Annotated in this window: 18 protein-coding genes; 13 read left to right on the top strand and 5 right to left on the bottom strand. The window is 60.7% G+C overall.

Features of this window, described 5'->3' with window-relative positions; all coding sequences use genetic code 11:
* Positions 1–45: 45 nt before the first annotated feature.
* Entirely contained in the window at positions 46–2,850 is a 2,805-nt protein-coding gene (polA, locus tag D8U71_RS23630) for a DNA polymerase I (RefSeq protein WP_130888808.1), read from the top strand.
* Between the two features lie 403 nt (positions 2,851–3,253).
* Here the strand turns inward: polA and yihA are convergent, their stop codons facing one another.
* Entirely contained in the window at positions 3,254–3,898 is a 645-nt protein-coding gene (gene yihA, locus D8U71_RS23625) for a ribosome biogenesis GTP-binding protein YihA/YsxC (RefSeq protein ID WP_110599637.1), read from the bottom strand.
* A gap of 191 nt (positions 3,899–4,089) precedes the next feature.
* Between yihA and D8U71_RS23620 the strand changes: the two genes are divergently transcribed.
* The 7 genes from D8U71_RS23620 to D8U71_RS23585 all read left to right on the top strand — a co-directional run bounded on the left by D8U71_RS23620 (position 4,090) and on the right by D8U71_RS23585 (position 11,356).
* Entirely contained in the window at positions 4,090–4,395 is a 306-nt protein-coding gene (locus tag D8U71_RS23620; protein WP_016772347.1) for a c-type cytochrome, read from the top strand.
* 30 nt (positions 4,396–4,425) lie between these two features.
* Positions 4,426–5,037, top strand: a complete 612-nt coding sequence (locus D8U71_RS23615) for a c-type cytochrome (RefSeq protein WP_122506337.1) — start codon at positions 4,426–4,428, stop codon at positions 5,035–5,037.
* 199 nt (positions 5,038–5,236) lie between these two features.
* Positions 5,237–5,878 carry a thiol:disulfide interchange protein DsbA/DsbL gene (locus D8U71_RS23605; RefSeq protein ID WP_016772349.1) on the top strand — a complete coding sequence of 214 codons (642 nt, stop codon included), beginning with the start codon at positions 5,237–5,239 and terminating at the stop codon, positions 5,876–5,878.
* A gap of 14 nt (positions 5,879–5,892) precedes the next feature.
* Entirely contained in the window at positions 5,893–6,771 is an 879-nt protein-coding gene (locus tag D8U71_RS23600; protein ID WP_130888807.1) for an endonuclease/exonuclease/phosphatase family protein, read from the top strand.
* The gene (locus D8U71_RS23595; protein WP_076564820.1) at positions 6,768–8,783 is read left to right on the top strand and encodes a GGDEF domain-containing protein; all 2,016 of its coding nucleotides are present in this window, start codon (positions 6,768–6,770) and stop codon (positions 8,781–8,783) included. The genes D8U71_RS23600 and D8U71_RS23595 overlap by 4 nt, the downstream gene beginning before the upstream one ends.
* Positions 8,784–8,884: 101 nt before the next feature.
* Positions 8,885–9,667, top strand: coding sequence for an N-acetylmuramoyl-L-alanine amidase (locus D8U71_RS23590; protein WP_130888806.1), 783 nt, complete (start codon positions 8,885–8,887; stop codon positions 9,665–9,667).
* 75 nt (positions 9,668–9,742) lie between these two features.
* Positions 9,743–11,356 carry an EAL domain-containing protein gene (locus D8U71_RS23585; protein ID WP_130903177.1) on the top strand — a complete coding sequence of 538 codons (1,614 nt, stop codon included), beginning with the start codon at positions 9,743–9,745 and terminating at the stop codon, positions 11,354–11,356.
* On the opposite strand, the gene D8U71_RS23580 is transcribed toward D8U71_RS23585, so the two are convergent.
* On the bottom strand, positions 11,353–13,143 hold the full coding sequence (locus D8U71_RS23580) for an ATP-binding protein (RefSeq protein WP_130888804.1): 1,791 nt from the start codon (positions 13,141–13,143) through the stop codon (positions 11,353–11,355). The two genes, D8U71_RS23585 and D8U71_RS23580, sit on opposite strands and share 4 nt — an antisense overlap.
* A 10-nt stretch (positions 13,144–13,153) precedes the next feature.
* Positions 13,154–14,500: a sigma-54-dependent response regulator transcription factor AlgB gene (gene algB / locus D8U71_RS23575; RefSeq protein ID WP_024014980.1), complete on the bottom strand. Its 1,347-nt coding sequence runs from the start codon at positions 14,498–14,500 to the stop codon at positions 13,154–13,156.
* A gap of 428 nt (positions 14,501–14,928) precedes the next feature.
* Here algB and D8U71_RS23570 point away from each other — a divergent pair, with 428 nt between their 5' ends.
* The 5 genes from D8U71_RS23570 to D8U71_RS23545 all read left to right on the top strand — a co-directional run bounded on the left by D8U71_RS23570 (position 14,929) and on the right by D8U71_RS23545 (position 19,397).
* The gene (locus D8U71_RS23570; RefSeq protein WP_024014979.1) at positions 14,929–15,213 is read left to right on the top strand and encodes a hypothetical protein; all 285 of its coding nucleotides are present in this window, start codon (positions 14,929–14,931) and stop codon (positions 15,211–15,213) included.
* 74 nt (positions 15,214–15,287) lie between these two features.
* Positions 15,288–15,452, top strand: coding sequence for a DUF1328 domain-containing protein (locus tag D8U71_RS23565; protein WP_003177151.1), 165 nt, complete (start codon positions 15,288–15,290; stop codon positions 15,450–15,452).
* Between the two features lie 2 nt (positions 15,453–15,454).
* The gene (locus D8U71_RS23560; protein ID WP_016772356.1) at positions 15,455–15,919 is read left to right on the top strand and encodes an inhibitor of vertebrate lysozyme family protein; all 465 of its coding nucleotides are present in this window, start codon (positions 15,455–15,457) and stop codon (positions 15,917–15,919) included.
* Between the two features lie 714 nt (positions 15,920–16,633).
* Entirely contained in the window at positions 16,634–17,965 is a 1,332-nt protein-coding gene (gene gltP / locus D8U71_RS23555) for a glutamate/aspartate:proton symporter GltP (RefSeq protein ID WP_130888803.1), read from the top strand.
* 202 nt (positions 17,966–18,167) lie between these two features.
* Complete coding sequence (locus D8U71_RS23545; protein WP_122880234.1) at positions 18,168–19,397, top strand: spore maturation protein; 1,230 nt, start codon at positions 18,168–18,170, stop codon at positions 19,395–19,397.
* 115 nt (positions 19,398–19,512) lie between these two features.
* Here the strand turns inward: D8U71_RS23545 and D8U71_RS23540 are convergent, their stop codons facing one another.
* On the bottom strand, positions 19,513–20,139 hold the full coding sequence (locus tag D8U71_RS23540) for an ABC-type transport auxiliary lipoprotein family protein (protein WP_130888802.1): 627 nt from the start codon (positions 20,137–20,139) through the stop codon (positions 19,513–19,515).
* Positions 20,136–21,074 (bottom strand): MlaD family protein, encoded by a 939-nt coding sequence (locus D8U71_RS23535; protein WP_016772359.1) that lies wholly within the window; start codon positions 21,072–21,074, stop codon positions 20,136–20,138. Before D8U71_RS23535 ends, D8U71_RS23540 begins: the two co-directional genes overlap by 4 nt.

Genomic DNA, 21,074 nt, shown 5'->3' with positions numbered 1-21,074 from the left:
CCCGCTATTCTAGCCCCGGACCCGCCGAAAAGGTTGATCCTGCTCATGAGCCAAGCCCCCCTCGTCCTGGTGGACGGTTCGTCTTACCTGTACCGCGCCTTTCATGCACTGCCACCACTGACCACGTCCAAAGGCCTGCCGACCGGTGCGGTCAAAGGCGTGCTGAACATGCTCAAGAGTCTGCGCAAGCAGTACCCGGACAGCCCCTTCGCCGTAGTGTTCGACGCCAAGGGCGGGACATTTCGCGATGAGATGTACGCCGAATACAAGGCCAACCGGCCAAGCATGCCCGATGACATGCGCGTGCAGATCGAGCCGCTGCACCAGAGCGTGATCGCCCTCGGCTTCCCGCTCCTGTGCGTCGACGGCGTCGAGGCCGACGACGTAATCGGCACCCTCGCCCGCAGTAGCGCAGCGGCGGATCGCCCGGTGATCATTTCCACCGGTGACAAGGACATGGCGCAACTGGTCGATGGCCACATTACCTTGGTCAACACCATGTCCGGTAGCTCGATGGATGTGGAGGGCGTTAAGGAGAAATTTGGCGTCGCACCGGAGCAGATCATCGATTATCTGGCGCTGATGGGCGATTCGTCCGACAACATTCCGGGCGTGCCGGGCATCGGCCCGAAGACGGCGTCCGGCCTGCTGGTCGGCGTCAACGGCGGCCTGACCGAGCTGTACGCCAACCTCGATATCGTGCCGACCCTGCCGATCCGTGGCGCAAAAAACTTGCCGGCCAAGCTCGAAGAGCACCGGGAGATGGCTTTCCTGTCCTATCAACTGGCGACCATCAAGGTCGATGTGCCGCTGGATATCGGCCTCGATGATCTGCAGATGGGCCAGGAGGATCCGGCCAAACTCTACGAGCTGTACACCCTGCTGGAATTCAAGAGCTGGCTCAATGATCTGGATCGCGATGCCAAACGCCTGGAACTGAGCGCGGCGGCCGAACCTGCGCCCGCACATGATCTGTTCAGCGCCCCGCAAGCCGAGGCACCTGCTGCCCCTGCCGAAGCCGCCTACGAAACCATCCTCGATCAGGCTCGCTTCGACGTCTGGCTGGAAAAACTGCGCAACGCCAAGCTGATCGCCTTCGACACTGAGACCACCGGCATCGACGCGCAGCGAGCGCAACTGGTCGGCCTGTCGTTCGCCGTACAGGCCAACGAAGCTGCGTACATCCCGCTGACCCACTCCTACATCGGCGTGCCGGAGCAGCTGGATCGCGACACCGTGCTGCGCGCACTCAAGCCGATTCTGGAAGACCCGAACAAACTCAAGGTCGGCCAGCACGCCAAGTTCGACATGAACATTCTGGCCAACTGCGCCATTGGCGGCGATCAGAGTGAAGGCATCAGCGTGCGCGGCATCGCCTTCGACACGATGCTCGAGTCCTACGTGCTCAACTCCACCGCGACCCGCCACGACATGGACAGCCTCGCGCAAAAGTATCTCGACCACACGACGGTGAGCTTCCAGGACATCGCCGGCAAAGGTGCCAAGCAACTGACCTTCGACCAGATCGCCCTGGAACAGGCCGGGCCGTACGCCGCTGAAGACGCCGACATCACCCTGCGCCTGCATCAGACCCTGTTCGACAAGCTCAGCGCGATTCCGAGTCTGGCCAGCGTGCTGACCGACATCGAAATCCCGCTGGTACCGGTGCTGGCGCGCATCGAACGCCAGGGCGCGTTCGTCGATGCCGAGTTGCTGGGCATTCAGAGCATTGAGCTTGGCAACAAAATGGTCGCGCTGGAGCGTGAAGCCTTCGAAATCGCCGGGGAAGAATTCAACCTCGGCTCGCCGAAGCAGCTGGGCGTGATTCTTTATGAAAAGCTCGGCCTGCCGGTGCTGAAGAAAACCGCCAAAGGCCAGCCGTCCACCGCTGAAGAAGTGTTGGCGAAACTCGCCGAAGACGATCACCGCTTGCCGAAGGTGCTGATGGAGCACCGCTCGATGAGCAAGCTGAAAAGCACCTACACCGATCGCCTGCCGGAGCAGATCAACCCGCGCACCGGTCGCATCCACACCTCGTATCACCAGGCTGTGGCTTCGACCGGGCGCCTGTCCTCCAGTGACCCGAACCTGCAGAACATTCCGGTGCGCACCGCCGAAGGCCGACGCATTCGTCAGGCGTTCGTCGCACCCAAATGCTACAAACTGCTGGCGGCGGACTATTCGCAGATCGAACTGCGGATCATGGCGCACCTGTCCCGTGACGAAGGCCTGATGAACGCCTTCCGCAACAATCTCGACGTGCACACTGCAACCGCTGCCGAAGTATTCAAGGTCGAGCTTGATCAAGTGACCTCGGACCAGCGCCGCAGCGCCAAGGCGATCAACTTCGGTCTGATCTACGGCATGGGCGCGCAGAAGCTCGGCAAGGACATCGGCGTCGACACCAAGACCGCCAAGGCTTACATCGACACCTACTTCGCCCGTTATCCAGGTGTTCGCGAATACATGGAGCGCACCCGCGCGCAGGCGGCCGATCAGGGTTACGTCGAAACTTTCTTCGGGCGTCGCCTCTACCTGCCGGAGATCAACTCGAACAAGCCGCAAGAACGCGCCGCTGCAGAACGCACAGCGATCAACGCGCCGATGCAGGGCACGGCAGCGGACATCATCAAGAAAGCCATGGTGGCTGTGGATAACTGGCTGACCGCGTCGGGTCTGGACGCGCGGGTCATCCTGCAAGTGCACGACGAACTGGTGCTGGAGGTTCGCGAGGATCTGGTCGAGCAGGTCAGCGCCGAGATTCGTACGCACATGAGCGAAGCGGCGAAACTGGATGTGCCGCTGCTGGTGGAAGTTGGCGTGGGCAACAACTGGGATGAGGCGCACTGAATATTGGCAGAGTTGCCGCGACGCGCCGTCGCGGCAAGCCCGGGAACCGGGCTTAGACCGATAAATGCTTGAGGCTATTCCAAAGCTTTTTGAAAAAAATCTGAACTAATCTGTCGATCGAACACTCAGAGGTACTGAATGGCTGGTGAAGCCCTTCGATGCTCCTATGTTGTGTTAAGTGTTGGCAGATATCTGAACCCCGCCCTAGCGGTTCGGAACTTGAACCCCGGAATTTCTCCCTCCCCAATGAAATCCGGGGCTTTTTTTGCCCAAAAATCGGCTGAAGCGCGGCCATGCTGCGTTAAAAGCATCGCTAAAAAAGCTCATTCAGGTCCCCTAAACTCCGCTTTTTAGCGTTACTCTCGCCTTGCCTGACAGCACCACAGTCAGTTTTGAAATTGTCTTACTCGGCTGCCGCCTCGGCGCCTTTGTCTGCCAGTTCCATCCAGTTGGCCAATACAGTGTAGGCCTCTTCCAGGCCCATGCGTTTTGGGGCGGAGAACAACTGGATGGTGATCGAGTCGCCCCAGCCTTTGCGGATTTCCGACTGTACTTTCAACAAGGTGTTCTTGGCTGCGCCGTAGGTGAGCTTGTCGGCCTTGGTCAGCAGGATGTGCATCGGCATGCCGGCGGCGACGGCCCAGTCGAGCATCAGCAGGTCGAAGTCGGTCATCGGATGGCGGATGTCCATCATCAGAATCAGACCTTTCAAACTCTCCCGACCACCGAGGTAAGCCTCGAGGTGGCGCTGCCAGTGTTGCTTGAGCGGGATCGGTACTTTTGCATAACCGTACCCCGGCAGGTCGACCAGACGGCGATCATCGTCTAGCTTGAAGAAGTTCAACAGCTGTGTGCGACCCGGAGTTTTCGAGGTGCGCGCCAGGCTGGCGTGGGTCAGGGTGTTCAGCGCGCTGGATTTGCCAGCGTTGGAACGACCGGCAAACGCCACTTCGAAGCCTTCGTCGTCTGGGCATTGATCGACTTTGGCGGCACTGAGCATGAACGTGGACTGTTGGCACAGGCCGAGGATGGGATTCTTGAGTTGCATGGGATTTCCGATGTGGGCGGCGCCGGGATTGGGCGCGGAACGCGGTGTCGCTTCCGTTTCAGTGACGCCAGTATATAATGCCGCAGATTTTGTGTGTGCTTTGTCCCAGCGAAGGATGAAGTTCACGAGAGCGACAGACTTTGATTGCGCATTAGAACGCAGAACGCTCTCAACCCTGAAAAGGTCGTTTTATGACGAAATGGCTGCTGGCTGCCGGAGTCTTGATGCCGCTTTACAGCGCACAGGCTACACAGGATCCGGAAGCTGTGTACAACCGTGTTTGTGGTGCCTGTCATTCCGGCCAACTACCCATGGCGCCCGCAAGAGGCGATCAGGAAGCTTGGACGCCGAGGTTGGCGAAAGGTATGGGGACGCTGGTGCAACACGTGACCCAGGGTTTCAAGGCGATGCCGCCGCGTGGTTTGTGCATGGACTGCAGTGCCGAGGATTACCAGGCCATCATCCTGTGGATGAGCGAGAGTAAGCCCGGTCCATAACTTAACCCTTAGCCGTAGTTGGATTAGCTGATGAACAAATTGATCGTGAGTCTGCTGTTGACCGTGGGAATTTCAGGTGTCGCCCATGCTGCCGGCGATGCCGCAGCAGGCCAGGCCAAAGCTGCCGTGTGCGGAGCCTGCCATGGCCCGGACGGCAACAGCATGGCGCCAAACTTTCCGAAACTGGCCGGTCAAGGTGAACGCTACCTCGACAAGCAATTGCACGACATCAAGTCGGGCAAGCGCGTGGTGCTGGAAATGACCGGGCTGCTGACCAACCTGAACGATCAGGATCTGGCCGACATCGCCGCGTACTTCGCCAGCCAGAAAGGCAGCGTCGGCGCCGCCGATCCGAAGATCGTCGCTCGCGGTGAAGCGCTGTTCCGTGGCGGCAACCTGGAAAAAGGTCTGCCAGCCTGCACCGGCTGCCACTCGCCGAACGGCGCCGGCAATGCTGCAGCAGGCTTCCCCCATCTGGGTGGCCAGCATGCGCAATACATCGCCAAGCAACTGACCGATTTCCGCAAGGAAGAAGGCGGTCGCGCCAACGACGGCGACGCGATGACCATGCGCACCATCGCGCGCAAGCTGAGCGACGAAGACATCGCTGCGGTTTCCAGCTACATCCAGGGCCTGCACTGAGGCCCTGAATCGAGGGCTGAACGAGGCGCGCAGCGCCGGCCACGTTAACGCTCGATTAATCCTTCGCAGCAAGTATAAAAAGGGTGGCTTTGGCCGCCCTTTTTTGTGGCCGCTGCCGTTACACTACAGCACTCATGCCCGCCAGGATCTGTGTCGAAACAGGTCGAGCGAGGCGACCCAAATTGTTCAGGAGTAAAGCATGCGTAATCTGATCATCAGCGCCGCCCTCGTCGCTGCCAGCCTGTTCGGCGTCACCGCCCAGGCCGCTGAAGCCCCTGCCGCCCCTTACGTCGAACTGGCCAACCCGGTGCCGGTGGCAAAGCCTGGCAAGATCGAAGTGGTCGAGCTGTTCTGGTACGGCTGCCCGCATTGCTACGCTTTTGAGCCAGTGATCAATCCATGGGTTGAAAAACTGCCGTCCGATGTCAACTTCGTGCGCATTCCCGCCATGTTCGGCGGCCCATGGGACGCTCACGGTCAGATGTTCCTGACTCTGGAAGCCATGGGTGTCGAGCATCAGGTGCACAACGCCGTGTTCAACGCGATCCAGAAAGAACACAAGAAGCTCACCGACAAGAACGACATGGCTGACTTCCTCGCCACTCAAGGCGTGGACAAGGACAAGTTCCTCGCCACTTTCGACTCGTTCGCTATCAAAGGCCAGATCGTCAAAGCCCGTGAGCTGGCGAAGAAGTACGAAATCACTGGCGTGCCAACCATGATCGTCAATGGTAAATACCGCTTCGACATCGGCTCTGCCGGTGGTGCCGAGCAAGCATTGAAGCTGGCTGACGATCTGGTCGCCAAAGAGCGAGCGGCGAACAAGGCTGCTGCCAACTAAGCGCGGCATTCGCCATGCGCCGCTGGAAGTCCGAACGCATCGTTGGCCTGCATGATCCGCAGGTCAACGAGCATCATCTGGCGTCTACGGGCCTGCCCGAAGACCAGCGTCTGCGCTTGCTGAGCTTCAACATTCAGGTCGGCATCAGCACCGAACGCTATCGGCATTACCTGACCCGCAGCTGGCAGCATCTGCTGCCGCACACCGGGCGTTCCGGCAATCTGCAAAAGATCGGTGACCTGCTCGGCGACTTCGATCTGGTCGCCCTGCAGGAAGCCGATGGCGGCAGCCTGCGTTCAGGCTACGTCAATCAGGTCGAACATCTGGCCCACCTCGGCGCCTTTCCCTACTGGTATCAACAACTCAATCGCAACCTCGGTCGACTGGCCCAGCACAGCAATGGCGTGCTCAGTCGCCTGAAACCGTGGGCGATCGAGGATCACCCGCTGCCCGGCCCGAAAGGTCGCGGCGCGATCCTGCTGCGCTTCGGCGAAGGTCCGGAGGCACTGGTGGTGGTGATGATGCATTTGGCCCTCGGCGCGCGGACGCGCAGCCTGCAACTGGCCTACATTCGTGATTTGATCAGCGGGTACAAGCATCAGGTGCTGATGGGCGACATGAATACCCATGCCAGCGACCTGCTCGAACACTCGCCGTTACGCGATCTCGGCCTGCTGGCCCCGCAGGTGGAAGCGACCTTCCCCAGCTGGCGCCCACAGCGTTGCCTTGATCATATTCTGCTCAGCCCGACCCTGACCCTGGAAAAGGTCGAGGTGCTGGCCCAGCCCATTTCCGATCACCTGCCGGTCGCGGTGGAAATTCGTCTGCCGGGTTCGCTCACGGCCGACGCATTGCCCGCGTTGAGCCCTGCCCCTCGCGGAACCTGTGAATGAGCGACGACGCCCAGCGCTGGAAAGAGAAGTACCTCAAGAGCATCGAACAGCAGGACAAGCTCGAACGCCGCTGGGCCGCGCGGCTCGACCTGCTGCGGCGCGGTCTGGTGCGCAGCACGCTGGCGGCCGAGGGCACCGACAAGGTCGTCGATCAGTGCATGAAGGAAATGCGCGAAGTCGTGCGTACCGATGACATGGACGCCGGCCTCGCCGCCCTGCTGCCGCGTCTGGAAAAAGCCGTGCTCGACTCCGAGCAGCGCCGTGAAACGCGCATTGATCAGGTCAGCACCGCGCTCACCGCGCTGGTCACCCAGTTGCAGGCCCTGCCACTGCCGCGCGAAGTCGCGCAACCGCTGAAGAAATTTGCCAAACAACTGGACAGCCGCGTCGGTCAGGCACGGGAAATGCCGCTGCTGCTGAGCGAACTCAGTGGTTTGCAGGGCAAGGCCTTGAGTCAGTTGGAGACTCCTGCCGAGCCAGGCCGGCCGGGGCTGTTGCAGCGTTTGTTTGGCAGCCGTGACGGTGAGGAAGCCGCTGCACCGGCGGCCGACATACCAGCAACACCAGTGCCGCAGCCGGTCGAAGCCCGGCAACCTGAACCGGAGCCTGCGCAATCGGCACCGGTGGCCAACGCGGAGCCAGCAATCGCAGCGCCCGAGACCGTCATCGAGGCGCCCGCCCAGACGCCGCCTGATGAGCCGCAAGTCGTTGCGTTCGCTGCGCCTGTGGTCGTCGTTGAAGCCGAGCCAGTGCAGGTTGAACCAGCCCCTGACACCGAGATGACCGTCGCTGCGCCAGCAACCGAGGCGTTCAACCCCGATGAACTGATCCACCCCGGCGATCCGTCGCCGCTGATTCTCGATAGCCTGCCCTTGCCCGAGCCGATCGCTCAGGCCTTGGCCGCCATCGACCCGGAGCAGTCGGAGCACGACATCCTCTTCGCTCTGCCGGATTCCCCGGAGCCGTCCTACAGCTCCGTGGCCAGACATATCGAAGACACGCTGATCGGCCTGCTCGACGACCTGACCCTGCCCGAGCGCCACCGGCCGCAAGCCGAAGCCATGCGCGAGCGGCTCAAACACGGGCTGAACTGGTACGAACTGCTGCCGATCCTCGACGATCTCGCAACCTTGATGCTGGCGATTACCGACAGCGGTCAGCACGAATTCGAAGCCTATCTGCAACAACTCAACGAACGCCTCGAAGCGTTTCAGAGCAACCTGCAAGCGGCCAGCGAAGGGCATGCCGACAACAGCTCGGCGGCGCGGGCCATGGACACGCAGATTCGCGAGCAGGTCGACGGCTTGCAGAGCAGCGTCCAGCAAGCGGCGGACCTCGATGACCTCAAGCATGTGCTGGAGAATCACCTGGAAGGCCTGCTGGGAACGATGGACCAGCACCAGAAACAGCGCGACGCCCGCGAACAGGAAGTCGCTGCCAGATTGAAGAGCCTGTCGGAGCGAGTGGCGCATATGGAGCAGGAAGCCATGGGCTTCCGTGAACACCTTGAAGAGCAGCGGCAGAAAGCCCTGATCGATCCGTTGACCGGCCTGCCCAACCGCGCGGCGTGGAGCGAACGCCTTGAGCATGAAATCCAGCAATGGCAGCAGCACGGCAACACCCTCAGCCTGGCCATGCTCGACCTCGATCACTTCAAGCGGATCAACGACAGCTATGGCCATCTGGCCGGCGACAAAGTGCTGAAGATCATCGCCACGGTATTGCGCAAACGCCTGCGCGGCTCGGATTTCATCGCCCGTTTCGGCGGTGAGGAGTTCGTGCTATTGCTGCCGGCGACGCCACCAGCGGTGGGCGCGAAACTGCTGGAAACCCTGCGCGCGGCGATCGAAGCCTGCCCGTTTCATTTCAAGGGCGAGCGAGTGACTATCACCATTTCCATGGGACTCGCGTCATTTCGGGTCGGAGAACACAGCGATCTGGTGCTGAAAAGAGCCGATCAGGCGCTGTACCGAGCAAAAAACGCCGGGCGCAACCGAGTCGAGCTCGGCTAAGGCAATTGTTCCATTTTGTTTAAATCCGCCCGCTGGCGGACTCTGAGCAAATCCGTACGTTACACTGTTGCATTATCGTTTTCAGCGTATCGTCCTTTGCCATGAAATTCCTCGCCCTTGTTGCCTCGCTGTTCGTCCTCGCCGGTTGCGCCAGCGGCCCGCGCTACGACACCAGCCACCCTTCGGCCAATTACGACAGCCGCATCCAGTTCGTTGTGGTGCATTACACCTCGGCGTCGCTTGAGCGTTCGCTGCAATTGCTGACCCATGGCGACGTCAGTAGCCATTACCTGATCGGCGATGACAAGAACGCCACCGTGTACAAGCTGATGGACGAAAACCAGCGCGCCTGGCACGCCGGCGAAAGTCAGTGGCAGGGCCGTACCTGGCTGAACTCCAGTTCCATCGGCATCGAAATCGTCAATCCCGGCTACAAGGACACCTCGACAGGGCGCCTGTGGTATCCGTACAGCGAAGCGCAGATCGAATCGTTGATCACCCTGCTCAAGGACATCAGCAAACGCAACGGCATCAGCCCGCGGCACATCATCGGTCACAGCGACATCGCGCCGTTGCGCAAGCTTGATCCGGGGCCACTGTTCCCCTGGAAACGTCTCGCCGCCGAAGGCCTTGGCCTGTGGCCGAACGAGCAAGCGGTGGCGCGTCAGCAGGCTATTTTTAACAGCAACCCGTTGCCGGAGATCGGCTGGTTCCAGGCGCAACTCGCGCGTCTGGGTTACGACACACCGCAGACCGGCGAGCTGGACGTCGCCACGCGGCATGTCCTCGCCGCGTTCCAGATGCATTACCGCCCTGCCCGCTTCGACGGCACCCCGGATGCACAAACCGCGGCACTTCTTTTGGTCCTCAATCAGACAAAATAATGACGCCCGCCCGACGGTCAGGGCGAAATCGCAATCAGCAGCTATAACTCATGGTAATTCTTCGGAAAATCCCTGATGGCTGCGACCCGAGAGACGCTGCGTAGCTGGTTTTATCGCCCTGTTTTTTTGGCGATGATCGCGGCTGTCCTCAGCGCCAGCCTGCTGATCGCCGGCGGTATGTTCGCGGCGATGCGCCAGTTGGAAATGCGCGAGAGCCAGGAAATGAACGCCCAAGGCGAGCGTTTCCTCGCGCGCCTCGAACAATTGTTCGGCCAGTTGCGCGAAAGTCTCGACGACCTTGAAGCCCAGCCCTTGCGCGGCTGCGACGAAGAAATGATCGCGACTCTGCAGCAAGTCACCTTCAACTACCGCTTCGTCTACGAAGCCGCGTACATGGACGCCTCGCGGTTCTGCTCCAACCGTCCGCGCCAGGAAGGTCTGTCGTTGGTGCGCGCGCCGGACATTCAGGGCCCGACCTACAGCTATTGGCTGAACACCACCACCGAGCCCGATGAAAACCGCGCGGCGCTGATGCTCGGTCGCGGCAACTTTCGTGTCGCTACCTCGCGCGGGCATTTGACCGACATGGTCGATCTTTCGCCCGGCAGCAGCCTGCTGGTGGTACTCGATCACGGCACTCGCGCGATTCCGGTGCTCGGCACCGCACAGACCTGGCCACCGACCGAACCCTGGCCACCGAAGAGCCCTAATGCGCTGCAAGTCACGCAAACGCGGCTGATCTATCGCATGCCCACCGACAACCCGGAATATCAATTGGTGCTGATTACGCCGCGCACGGGCATGCACGTCCCGGCGGTGTGGTGGTGGCTGTTGCCGGTGTGCCTGATCGCCGGGGCCGTTGTCGGCTTTCTGACCTTACTATTGGTGCGTCAGCGCCAGTCGCTGGATGCCGAGCTGCACGGGGCGATCCGCCGGGGTGAGTTGCAGGTGCTGTATCAGCCGATCTTCGATCTCGACAGCCGCAACTGCGTCGGCGCCGAAGCGCTGCTGCGCTGGCGGCGCCCGGACGGCACGCTGACCAGCCCCGACCTGTTCATTCCCATGGCGGAGAACACCGGGCAGATCCGGCAGATGACCGACTTCGTCTTGCAGCGTCTGCTCGAACAGCTGGGGCAGCTGCTGCGCGCCAATCCGCAGCTGTATATCTCGGTGAACCTCGCGGCCTGCGATGTCATGGTGCCGCGCATCGGCCAGGTCATGGCGCGGCTGCTCGCGCTGCACCGTGTCGCCGCGCGGCAGATAGCCTTCGAAGTCACCGAGCGGGGCCTGATTGATGTGGTGGTGGCGCGGGAAAACCTGCAAGCCTTGCGCGACGTCGGCCATCAGGTGCTGATCGATGATTTCGGCACCGGCTATTGCAGCCTCGCCTATCTGCAGACCTTGCCGGTGGACTGCCTGAAGATCGACAAGGCGTTCATCGATGCGCTCGGCCATGACGCGGCGAGCAGCGGCGTCGCTCCGCACATCATTCACATGGCGCAGGCGCTGGATCTGAAAGTGATTGCCGAAGGCATCGAGCTGGAATCCCAGGCAGCACTGCTCAGCAGTGAGGGGGTCAAGTTCGGTCAGGGCTGGCTGTTCGCTCACGCACTGAGCGCCGTGCAGTTCATTGAACTGATCACCCGTGGACGACGCCTGGCCGGACGGCGTATGGACGATGAAGCCTAAACGGCCAGCGCCATGTAGAACTGGGTGCCCTGCCCCGGCCGCGAATAAACGCCCATGCGCCCGCCGTGCAACTGGACGATTTCCTTGCACAGCGCCAGACCGAGGCCGGCGCCGCCCTTCTTGCGCCCGACCTGCACGAACGGTTCGAAGATCCGCCCCTGCTGGCCGTAGGCAATGCCTTCGCCATTGTCTTCGACGCTGATGATGACCCGCTCGCCATGCCGGCGCGCTTGCAGCCGGATCTGCCCGTCGCGGGCAGTGTGCCGCAGGGCGTTGTCGATCAGGTTGTCGAGGACGCGATCAAGTTGCGCCTGATCAGCCTGCAACCTCGGCAGCGGGCCTTGAATCTCGATGTTCAGCGCAACACCTTTGGCAGCAGCCACGTCGGCAAAGCGCAGCTGCGCCTGCTCCAGCAGGTCCTCAATGGAACATGGCGCCAGAGTGAGTTTCTGTAGGCCGTTCTGGTAGCGCGAGAAATTCAGCAGGTCGTTGATCAACTGCATCAGGCGCTGCATTTCTTCGTTGACCGTATCCAGCAGGTCGGCTTCGCGCGATTCCGCCGGGAACTTGGCCCGCTCGCGAAACAGCCCGAAGGCCATGTGCATGCCTGTGACCGGCGTGCGCAGTTCATGGGAAGCGCGCAAGACGAACTCACTGCGCACGCGCTCGAACGCGCGTTGCTCGGTAACGTCGTGCAGCACCATCACCGCGCCGAGAATATGCCCCTGGGTATGACTGACCGGCGTCAGACTGTAGGTCAGCAGGCGCGATTCGCCATCGACTTCGATGCTCAGATCTTCCGGCGCGCGCTCCAGCGTGCCGCCGCGCAGGACCAATTGCAATTGCGCATCCAGCTCCGGACGGCCGAGTGCAGTACCCAGGCCTTGGCCGAGCCGGTCGTCTTCCCAGCCCAACTGGCGCTGAGCCACGGGGTTGAGGTGTTCGAGCTGGCCCTGGCGGTCGATCATCAGCAAGCCATCGTCGATGCTGTCGAGCACCGCTTGCAAACGCTGCTGACCGGCCAACAGTTCGTCGACATTCATCGCTTGGTGTTCGCGCAACGCTTCGGCCATCAGGCCGAAGCGTCGCGACAACAGGTTGACTTCCATGGCCGTGGAAATCGGCAGGGTCACGTCATAGTTGCCCTGGCCGATATTGTCGGCAGCCTTGGCCAGCGCTTCGATCGGTGCGCCGAAACGTCGGGCGATGCCCTGGGCGGTGACGAAACCGATGATCAGCACCGCCAGTCCGACCAGGCCAAGCAGCCCGGCAATCAGCAACGCGCGTTCACGGGCAGCGTGTTGGACCGCGTTGATGGTTTCCAGCGCATGTTTGTGCTCAGCAATCAGGCCATTACGCAGAATGTTGAAGCGCTCGCGGAAATCCGCAGTGGTACTGGCGTTCTTCGCCGCTTCGGCAGTCACGTCGAATGAGGCGAGGAAGTTCAGGTAGTCGGCCTTGGCCTGGCGGAAACCGTAAGGCTGGTCATCGCCCTCCGGCTGCTGGGCGATGCCTTGGTCGAGCAACTCGAAGTAGTGCTGCTTGGACGCTTCGAACGCAACGGGATCGGGTTTTTCGGCGAGCATGATGATCAATTGATCACCGAGGGTCTGGCGCAGCTTGAGGCCCAGATCCAGGGTGACGAAGTTGCTGCGCACCAGCGCTTCCTGTGACCCGGCCATCTGCATCACGCTGACCAGCCCGAGCAAGAGCCCGAGCAAGGCCACGGTGATCAACGCAGAAATGCTCAGGAACAGGCGCGTGCGCAGCTTGATCGCCAGTTTCATCGCGCAGTGCTCACAGGTTGTACTGCTTGCGTTTGCGATACAGGGTCGAGGCGTCGATGCCGAGGGTTTTCGCCGCTTGGTCCAGGGTACCGGCGGTGGCCAGCACCGCGCCGATGTGCGCTTTCTCCAGCTCGTCCAGGCTCAGCGCCGCGCCGACCCGTGGCGCGTTGTTGGCCGGTTGTTCGGCCATGCCCAGGTGGCTGATTTCCACGCGTTCCTGCGGGCAGATGATGCTGGCCCGCTCGACCACGTTGCGCAGTTCGCGAATATTGCCCGGCCAGCGATAACCGAGCAGCGCTTCGCGCGCCTCATCGCTGAAGCCGCGCGCTGGGCGTGCGTACTCTTTGACGAAGCGTGCGAGGAAGCGATCGGCGAGGGTCAGGATGTCTTCGGCGCGCTCGCGCAATGGCGGCAGATGCAGGGTGATGACGTTGAGACGATAGAGCAGGTCTTCGCGGAAACGTCCGTCGCGGACCATGTCTTCGAGGTTGAGGTTGGTGGCGGCGAGGATGCGCACATCGGCGCGGCGAGTGACCGGGTCGCCGACCCGCTCGTACTCCTTGTCCTGAATGAAGCGCAGCAACTTGGGTTGCAAAGTCAGAGGAAAGTCGCCGATCTCGTCGAGAAACAGCGTGCCGCCATCAGCCTGATTAACACGCCCCAAGGTGCTTTCACTGGCACCGGTAAACGCGCCACGACTATGGCCGAACAGCTCGCTTTCCATCAACTCGGCAGTCAGCGACGGGCAGTTGATGGTGACGCAGGATTTCTTCTCGCGCTTGCTCCAGCCGTGGATCGCACGGGCCAGTTCACCTTTACCCGTACCGGACTCGCCAAGGATAAGAATGTTGGCGTCGGTGCTTGCGACCTGCCGGGCCGTTTCCAGCACGACTTTCATCGCCGGGCTGTGGGAATCCAGACCGTCTTTCGGTTTGCGGATCTCGCCTTCCAGCGCTTCGAGCCGCGCGGAGAGCTGGCGCACTTCCAGCTGCTTGGCAGTGGCCAGGCGCAGTTGATCAGGGCTGCACGGCTTGACCAGATAATCGGCGGCGCCAGCCTGAATGGCATCAACCGCGGTGTCGACCGCCGAGTGGGCGGTGACGATCACTACGCGCATCCACGGCGCCTGAATGCGCATCTGCGCGAGGACGTCGAGACCGTTGTCCTCGCCCAGGCGCAAATCAAGGAAGCACAGATCGAAGACCTGACGTTGCAGCAAAGCATCGGCCTGGGCTGCGCTATTGGCGGTGGCTACCGTATAGCCTTCGTCTTCGAGGCAATAACGAAACGTACGCAGGATGGCGGATTCATCGTCCACCAGCAGAATGCGGCCTTGTTGCTCAGTGGCAGATTCCATTTTTCCTACGCTCCATAGTGATTAGTCTTGGGTTAGTCCCGGAAAAATCGGGCAAGTTGCATGGTTGATTCTGAACGATACCAGCCATAGGAGGGTAGCTCTCTACTGCCATAACGGCCAATTCATTGATTTCGTTGAGTTTTAAAACATTCTGCGTTTTGCAGGGCAGATCCTGCGTCCTCTTCTGACATCTGCGTACCGGTAGCAATTCCATATCATCGAAATTTCCCACGAAATAATCGTGCATTGCGCACGACCGCAGAAGAGCCATCGTGCAGGATGCGTCTCAGGAAATTTCTCAATCACGTATAACTTATTGTTTTTATTGGTTTTTTCACAGATGAAAAAACTGGCATGCAGGCTGCAATACCTCACTCAGCCCGGGCAGAACAGCACTGCCCCAACCGAACAAGCGTGAGGAACACAGGATGACTCGCCCAATCGCCGCCCAAGTACGTATTTCGCCACTGCAGATCCAGCAAGGTCTGTTCGGTGTACTGGCGTTGCTGATCACCCTGATCGTCTGCCAGCAGTACATGAGCTGGGAAAACAGCCGTAAACCCGAGCCACTGATTTCGATGCAGCACAGCACTCAAACGCACTTCAGTGCCGTGAGCAGCAGCCAGGCCGAGAACGCTTCGATGCACATGATCGATGTCGACCAGGCGCAACCGCTGGATCAATTGCCACGGGAAGAGCGCTGGGTTTTCTAAGCCTTTGAACACATTCAGGCGCGTAGCGCCGGAAACCGGAAACACCCCTAAATAGAGAAGTAAGGAGAATCACCATGTTGAGCTGGGCAATTACATTCTTGATCATTGCCATCATCGCCGCCGTCCTGGGCTTCGGTGGTATCGCGGGCACCGCCACGGGTATCGCCAAGATTCTCTTTGTCGTGTTCCTGGTGATGTTCATCGCTTCCTTCTTCTTTGGCCGTCGCGGCCGAGGTTAACGATGATCGGTCTCAAGACATTGGCCGCCGCCCTGCTTCTGGGCGGCAGTGCCATGGCCATGGCGGCCAATGACGGCCAGACCCGGGTCAACGAACTGCTCGCCTCCGACGCGCAGTACCGTGAAACCTGGGAAGGCGTGATCAAAAAGGAAGAGCGCGTACCGGAATGGGTGATCAACCTGTCCGGCACCTCCGAACAACAGATGCATGCCGTTACGGAAGATGGCGATCAGTATCTGGTCGGTCCGCTCTGCGAGAGTCAGGACAAGTGTCTGAATCACCGCTTGATCGTGGCCTTCAGCTTCGACAAGGATGACGCCTACGCCATGCTGGTCGATGTGCCGGAAGGTCTGCCGCAGGACAAGTCGCCGACGCGACACGCGACTTATCGCTTCTTCGGCAAACCTGATCAGGGCATGCAGGATCTGCTGATGGAAACCCTGAAGAAAGATCCGAAGTGGTACTGACGCAGGACGCGCAAAGGTTTCGAACACGAAAGCAGCGCCCCGCTGCTTTCCATTGCACCGCCCGATGAGGGTCGGTGCATGACCAGGGGGCCGGGATGTTCTGACTGATACAGGGTCGGAGTGACCTACGGGTACAGGGAGTACCTGCGCAAGGGCCGGGTCAGGGTAAAAGCTGCGCCGCAGGTTCGTCGACCCGGTGGTCTGACGAATCTGCGCTGGGCTTTGAATTCGCTAAAACATTGATCCAGCACGCCAAATTCCTTTTTCAATCGTCAACACTGCGAGGAAAACATTTCGCGGTGTTTCCTGGCGACCGTATATCGACAAAGATCGCGCTCGTTCCGTGTGACTTCTAGTCTTGCGATTCAGACTTTTTCCGGAAATTTCCGCCGGTTTTCCCTGTGCAAAATTTAACCAGCCTACGCTGTAATGGCCGGTTCACGGCACTTATGCCGGCACAAATGTCACAATCGAACCGCTTGGGACGCCAGTTTCAAATGAAAAAGCTCATGCCGATTAGGCATAGGGTAGGCGTTTACGGCATTAGACGGCGCCACCTTGCATCGGAATAGTTGCGCCTTTTTTCGCCTGCCGAAGAGCCGTAAACACGCACTTCGGGGCACCTTATACGGAGGCAGATGCACAGACTTTTCCGCTGATGAGCGTTCCAGTTCCTGCATGTGCCTGAGTCAAACGCAAGTAAGGGTAAAGATAATGAAGAAGGCAAAAATCAGCCTCGCCTGGCAGATCCTCATCGGTCTGGTTCTAGGGATTGCAATTGGTTCGTTGCTCAACCACTTCAGTGCTGAAAAGGCCTGGTGGATCAGCAACGTCCTGCAACCGGCAGGCGATATCTTTATCCGTCTGATCAAGATGATCGTGATCCCGATCGTCATTTCCTCGCTGATCGTCGGCATCGCTGGCGTCGGCGACGCCAAGAAACTCGGGCGTATCGGCCTGAAGACCATCATCTATTTCGAGATCGTCACCACCATCGCCATCGTTGTCGGTCTGGTGCTGGCCAACGTGTTCCATCCGGGCACCGGCATCGACATGAGCACTCTGGGCACGGTCGACATCTCGAAGTACCAGGCGACCGCCGCCGAAGTGCAGCATGAACATGCATTCATCGAAACCATCCTCAACCTGATCCCGTCGAACATCTTCGCGGCCATGGCCCGCGGCGAAATGCTGCCGATCATCTTCTTCTCCGTACTGTTCGGGCTCGGCCTGTCGAGCCTGCAGTCGGACCTGCGCGAGCCGCTGGTGAAGATGTTCCAGGGCGTTTCGGAAAGCATGTTCAAGGTCACCCACATGATCATGAACTACGCCCCGATCGGCGTGTTCGCACTGATCGCGGTGACCGTGGCCAACTTCGGCTTCGCCTCGCTGCTGCCGCTGGCGAAACTGGTGATCCTGGTTTACGTCGCCATCGCCTTCTTCGCCTTCGTCGTGCTGGGCCTGATCGCCAAGCTGTTCGGCTTCTCGGTGCTCAAGCTGATGCGCATCTTCAAGGATGAGCTGGTACTGGCCTACTCCACCGCCTCCTCGGAAACCGTGCTGCCACGCGTGATCGAGAAGATGGAAGCCTACGGCGCGCCGAAAGCCATCTGCAGCTTCGTGGTACCGACCGGTTACTCGTTCAACCTCGATGGCTCGACCCTGTACCAGTCGATCGCGGCGATCTTCATTGCCCAGCTGTATGGCATCGACTTGTCGATCAGCCAGCAACTGCTGCTGGTGTTGACGCTGATGGTCACCTCCAAAGGTATCGCCGGCGTACCGGGCGTGTCCTTTGTAGTGCTGCTGGCGACTCTGGGCAGCGTCGGCATCCCGCTTGAAGGCCTGGCGTTCATCGCCGGTGTCGACCGCATCATGGACATGGCCCGTACCGCACTGAACGTGATCGGTAACGCCCTGGCGGTGCTGGTGATCGCGCGCTGGGAAGGCATGTACGACGACGCCAAGGGCGAGCGCTACTGGAACTCCCTGCCGCACTGGCGCAGCAAGGAAAAACTGCCGGCTGGCGAAATTTCCAAGAACTGATGCAAAACCCTGTGGGAGCGAGCCTGCTCGCGAAGACGGTGTATCAATCTACAGAGATGTTGAATGTGCCGGCCTCTTCGCGAGCAGGCTCGCTCCCACAGTGATTGATGCACGCCCCACCAACGAACCCCGGAGCAATCCGGGGTTTGTCGTTTCTGGCGACCCCGCTATCATTCGCCGCATTCTTCGGGGGATTTGACTGATGCTTAACGGCCTGTGGCTTGGCTTCTTCATCGTTGCAGCCGTGTCGGCGCTGGCGCAGTGGCTGATCGGCGGCAACGCTGGGATCTTCGCGGCGATGGTGGAAAGCATTTTCGCCATGGCCAAGCTCTCGGTCGAAGTCATGGTGCTGCTATTCGGCACCCTCACCCTGTGGCTGGGCTTTCTGCGCATCGCCGAGAAAGCCGGAATCGTCGAGTGGCTGGCCAAGGTCCTCGGCCCGCTGTTTCTGCGGCTGATGCCGGAAGTCCCGCCCGGCCACCCTGCCCTTGGCCTGATCACGCTGAATTTCGCCGCCAACGGCCTCGGCCTGGACAACGCCGCCACGCCGATTGGCCTGAAAGCCATGAAAGCGTTGCAGGAGCTCAATCCCAGCGCCACCATCGCCAGCAACGCGCAGATCCTCTTTCTGGTGCTCAACGCCTCGTCGCTGACCCTGCTGCCCGTGACCATCTTCATGTACCGCGCCCAGCAAGGCGCGCCGGATCCGACGCTGGTGTTCCTGCCGATTCTGCTGGCGACCAGTTGCTCGACTATCGTCGGTTTTCTCTCCGTAGCTTTCATGCAACGCCTGCGCATCTGGGACCCGGTGGTGCTCGCCTATCTGCTGCCCGGCGCGCTGATCCTTGGCGGCTTCATGGCGCTGCTCGGCACGCTTTCCGCGACAGCGCTGGCGGGATTGTCGTCGATCCTCGGCAATCTCACGCTGTTCGGCCTGATCATGCTGTTTCTGCTGATCGGCGCGCTGCGCAAGGTCAAGGTGTACGAAGCGTTCGTCGAAGGCGCGAAAGAAGGCTTCGATGTGGCGAAGAACCTCTTGCCGTATCTGGTCGCGATGCTCTGTGCGGTTGGCGTGCTGCGCGCCTCTGGTGCGCTGGATTTCGGCCTGGACGGCATTCGCCATCTGGTCGAGTGGGCGGGTTGGGATACGCGCTTCGTCGATGCGCTGCCGACGGCGATGGTCAAACCGTTTTCCGGCAGCGCCGCGCGGGCGATGCTCATCGAGACCATGCAGACTTCCGGCGTCGACAGCTTCCCGGCGCTGGTCGCGGCGACGGTGCAGGGCAGTACCGAAACCACGTTCTATGTGCTGGCGGTGTACTTCGGCGCGGTGGGGATTCAACGCGCACGGCACGCGGTGGGGTGTGCGTTGCTGGCGGAGTTTGCCGGAGTGGTGGGCGCTATCGGGGTCTGCTACTGGTTCTTCGGCTGAGCAAAATCCCCATGTGGGAGCGAGCCTGCTCGCGAAGACGGAGTGTCAGTCAACGCTTAGGTGACTGATACACCGCTTTCGCGAGCAGGCTCGCTCCCACAGGGATTGTGGTGTGTCAGCGCGGTTGCGGGGCCAGTTTCTGCCCTTGCTCTACGGCCCATGCCACAACCTTGGCCGTGAGGCGATCACTGGCCTTACCAAACCCGGCGACCACCGCTGGCACCTGCACATCATTCAGCGACTGGCGCTCTTCAAAACGGCGGCTGGCGAGGATGCGCTGGTCATAGCCGCGCACCAGCAATGCATCGACCCGCACCACGACGCCGGCCTGGGTGCCCTGATATTCCGTCTGAAACGCCTGCAAACTGCCGCCCAGTTCCAGATCCGCCTGGAAGTTGCTGTCGTCGGTGCTCAGCAACGTCACTCTGCCGTCACGCTGGAATCCATCGAGCAGGCGATTGCGCAGCAGCACCGGCGCCGGATCACTCCAGCGCGAGCCCTTGTAGCTGCTGATCACATCGCCCTGCGGGATCACGGCAATGCTCGGCCGGTTCAGTGCTTCGCTGGCCTGCAATTTATTCAAGCGCAGCGACCACGACTGCGTCGCCGCCGGGCTGGCCGAGGCGGGCGCTTGCGCGGCGGGCAGGCGGTAGACGTCCGAAGGTTCCGACTTGGGCAAGATCGAGCACGCGCCGATCAGGGTCAGGCCAGCGCCGAGCAGGGCGATTCGAGTCAGTTTCATGGGGTGAATTCCTTGTTCTTGTCGCTGCCCAACAGATAGCCGCTGGGATTGGCCTCGAGGCGTTGGGAAATGGCGCGCAGCGAGGTCAGCGTCTCGCGCAGTTCGCGAATCGCCGGGGCCAGGCCGTTGAGGCCCTGCATGCCGTTATCCAGCGAATTCTGGTTTTTGCTGAGCAAGCCATTGATGGTCACGCTGCTTTGCTCCAGCGACTTCATCGCCTGTTCGGCACTGCCCAAGGCCTGCTTGCCCTGATCGTTAAGCAGGCCGTTGGCGTTGCGCATCAGCAGTGAGGTCTGCTCGAGCATGCTGCCGGCCTGTTTGCCGACGGTCGCCAGTTGCTGCATGGCTTGTTTGATGTCGCCGCGCTGGTCGTTGATGGTGCCGGTGGTCTGTTCCAGATGGGCGAGGGTCTTGCTCACGCGCTCGACGTTTTCCGCGGAGAACATGTGGTTGGCGTTTTGCAGCAGGGCGCTGATGCCGGTCATCAAGTCGCTGCTGTCGTTGAGCAGGCGGGAAATAGGCGAGGGCGAGGCGACCAGAGTTGGCAGCTTGCCGTCATGCCCGCGCAATTTCGGGCTCTCGGGTGTGCCGCCGCTGAGCTGGATGATCGACGTGCCGGTGATGCCGGTCAGTGCCAGTTTGGCCTGGGTGTCTTCCTTGACCGGCGTGTCGCCCGCCAGACGAATCCGCGCCAGCACCCGGCGCGGATCCTGCGGGTCGAGGCGCAGGCTGACCACGTCACCGACCTTGATCCCGCTGTACTGCACCGAACTGCCCTTGGACAGACCGCTGACCGCCTCGTTGAACACCACTTCGTAATCCTTGAACTCGGTGTCGACGCTGGATTTGGCCAGAAACAGGCCGAAGAGCAGGGCGCCGGCCACGACGATCACCGTGAACAGGCCGATCAACACATGATGGGCTCGGGTTTCCAT

It is taken from the genome of Pseudomonas sp. Sample_21 (assembly GCF_004307525.1).
GTDB classification, from domain to species: domain Bacteria; phylum Pseudomonadota; class Gammaproteobacteria; order Pseudomonadales; family Pseudomonadaceae; genus Aquipseudomonas; species Aquipseudomonas atacamensis.
This window is presented reverse-complemented; position numbering and strand designations above follow the sequence as displayed.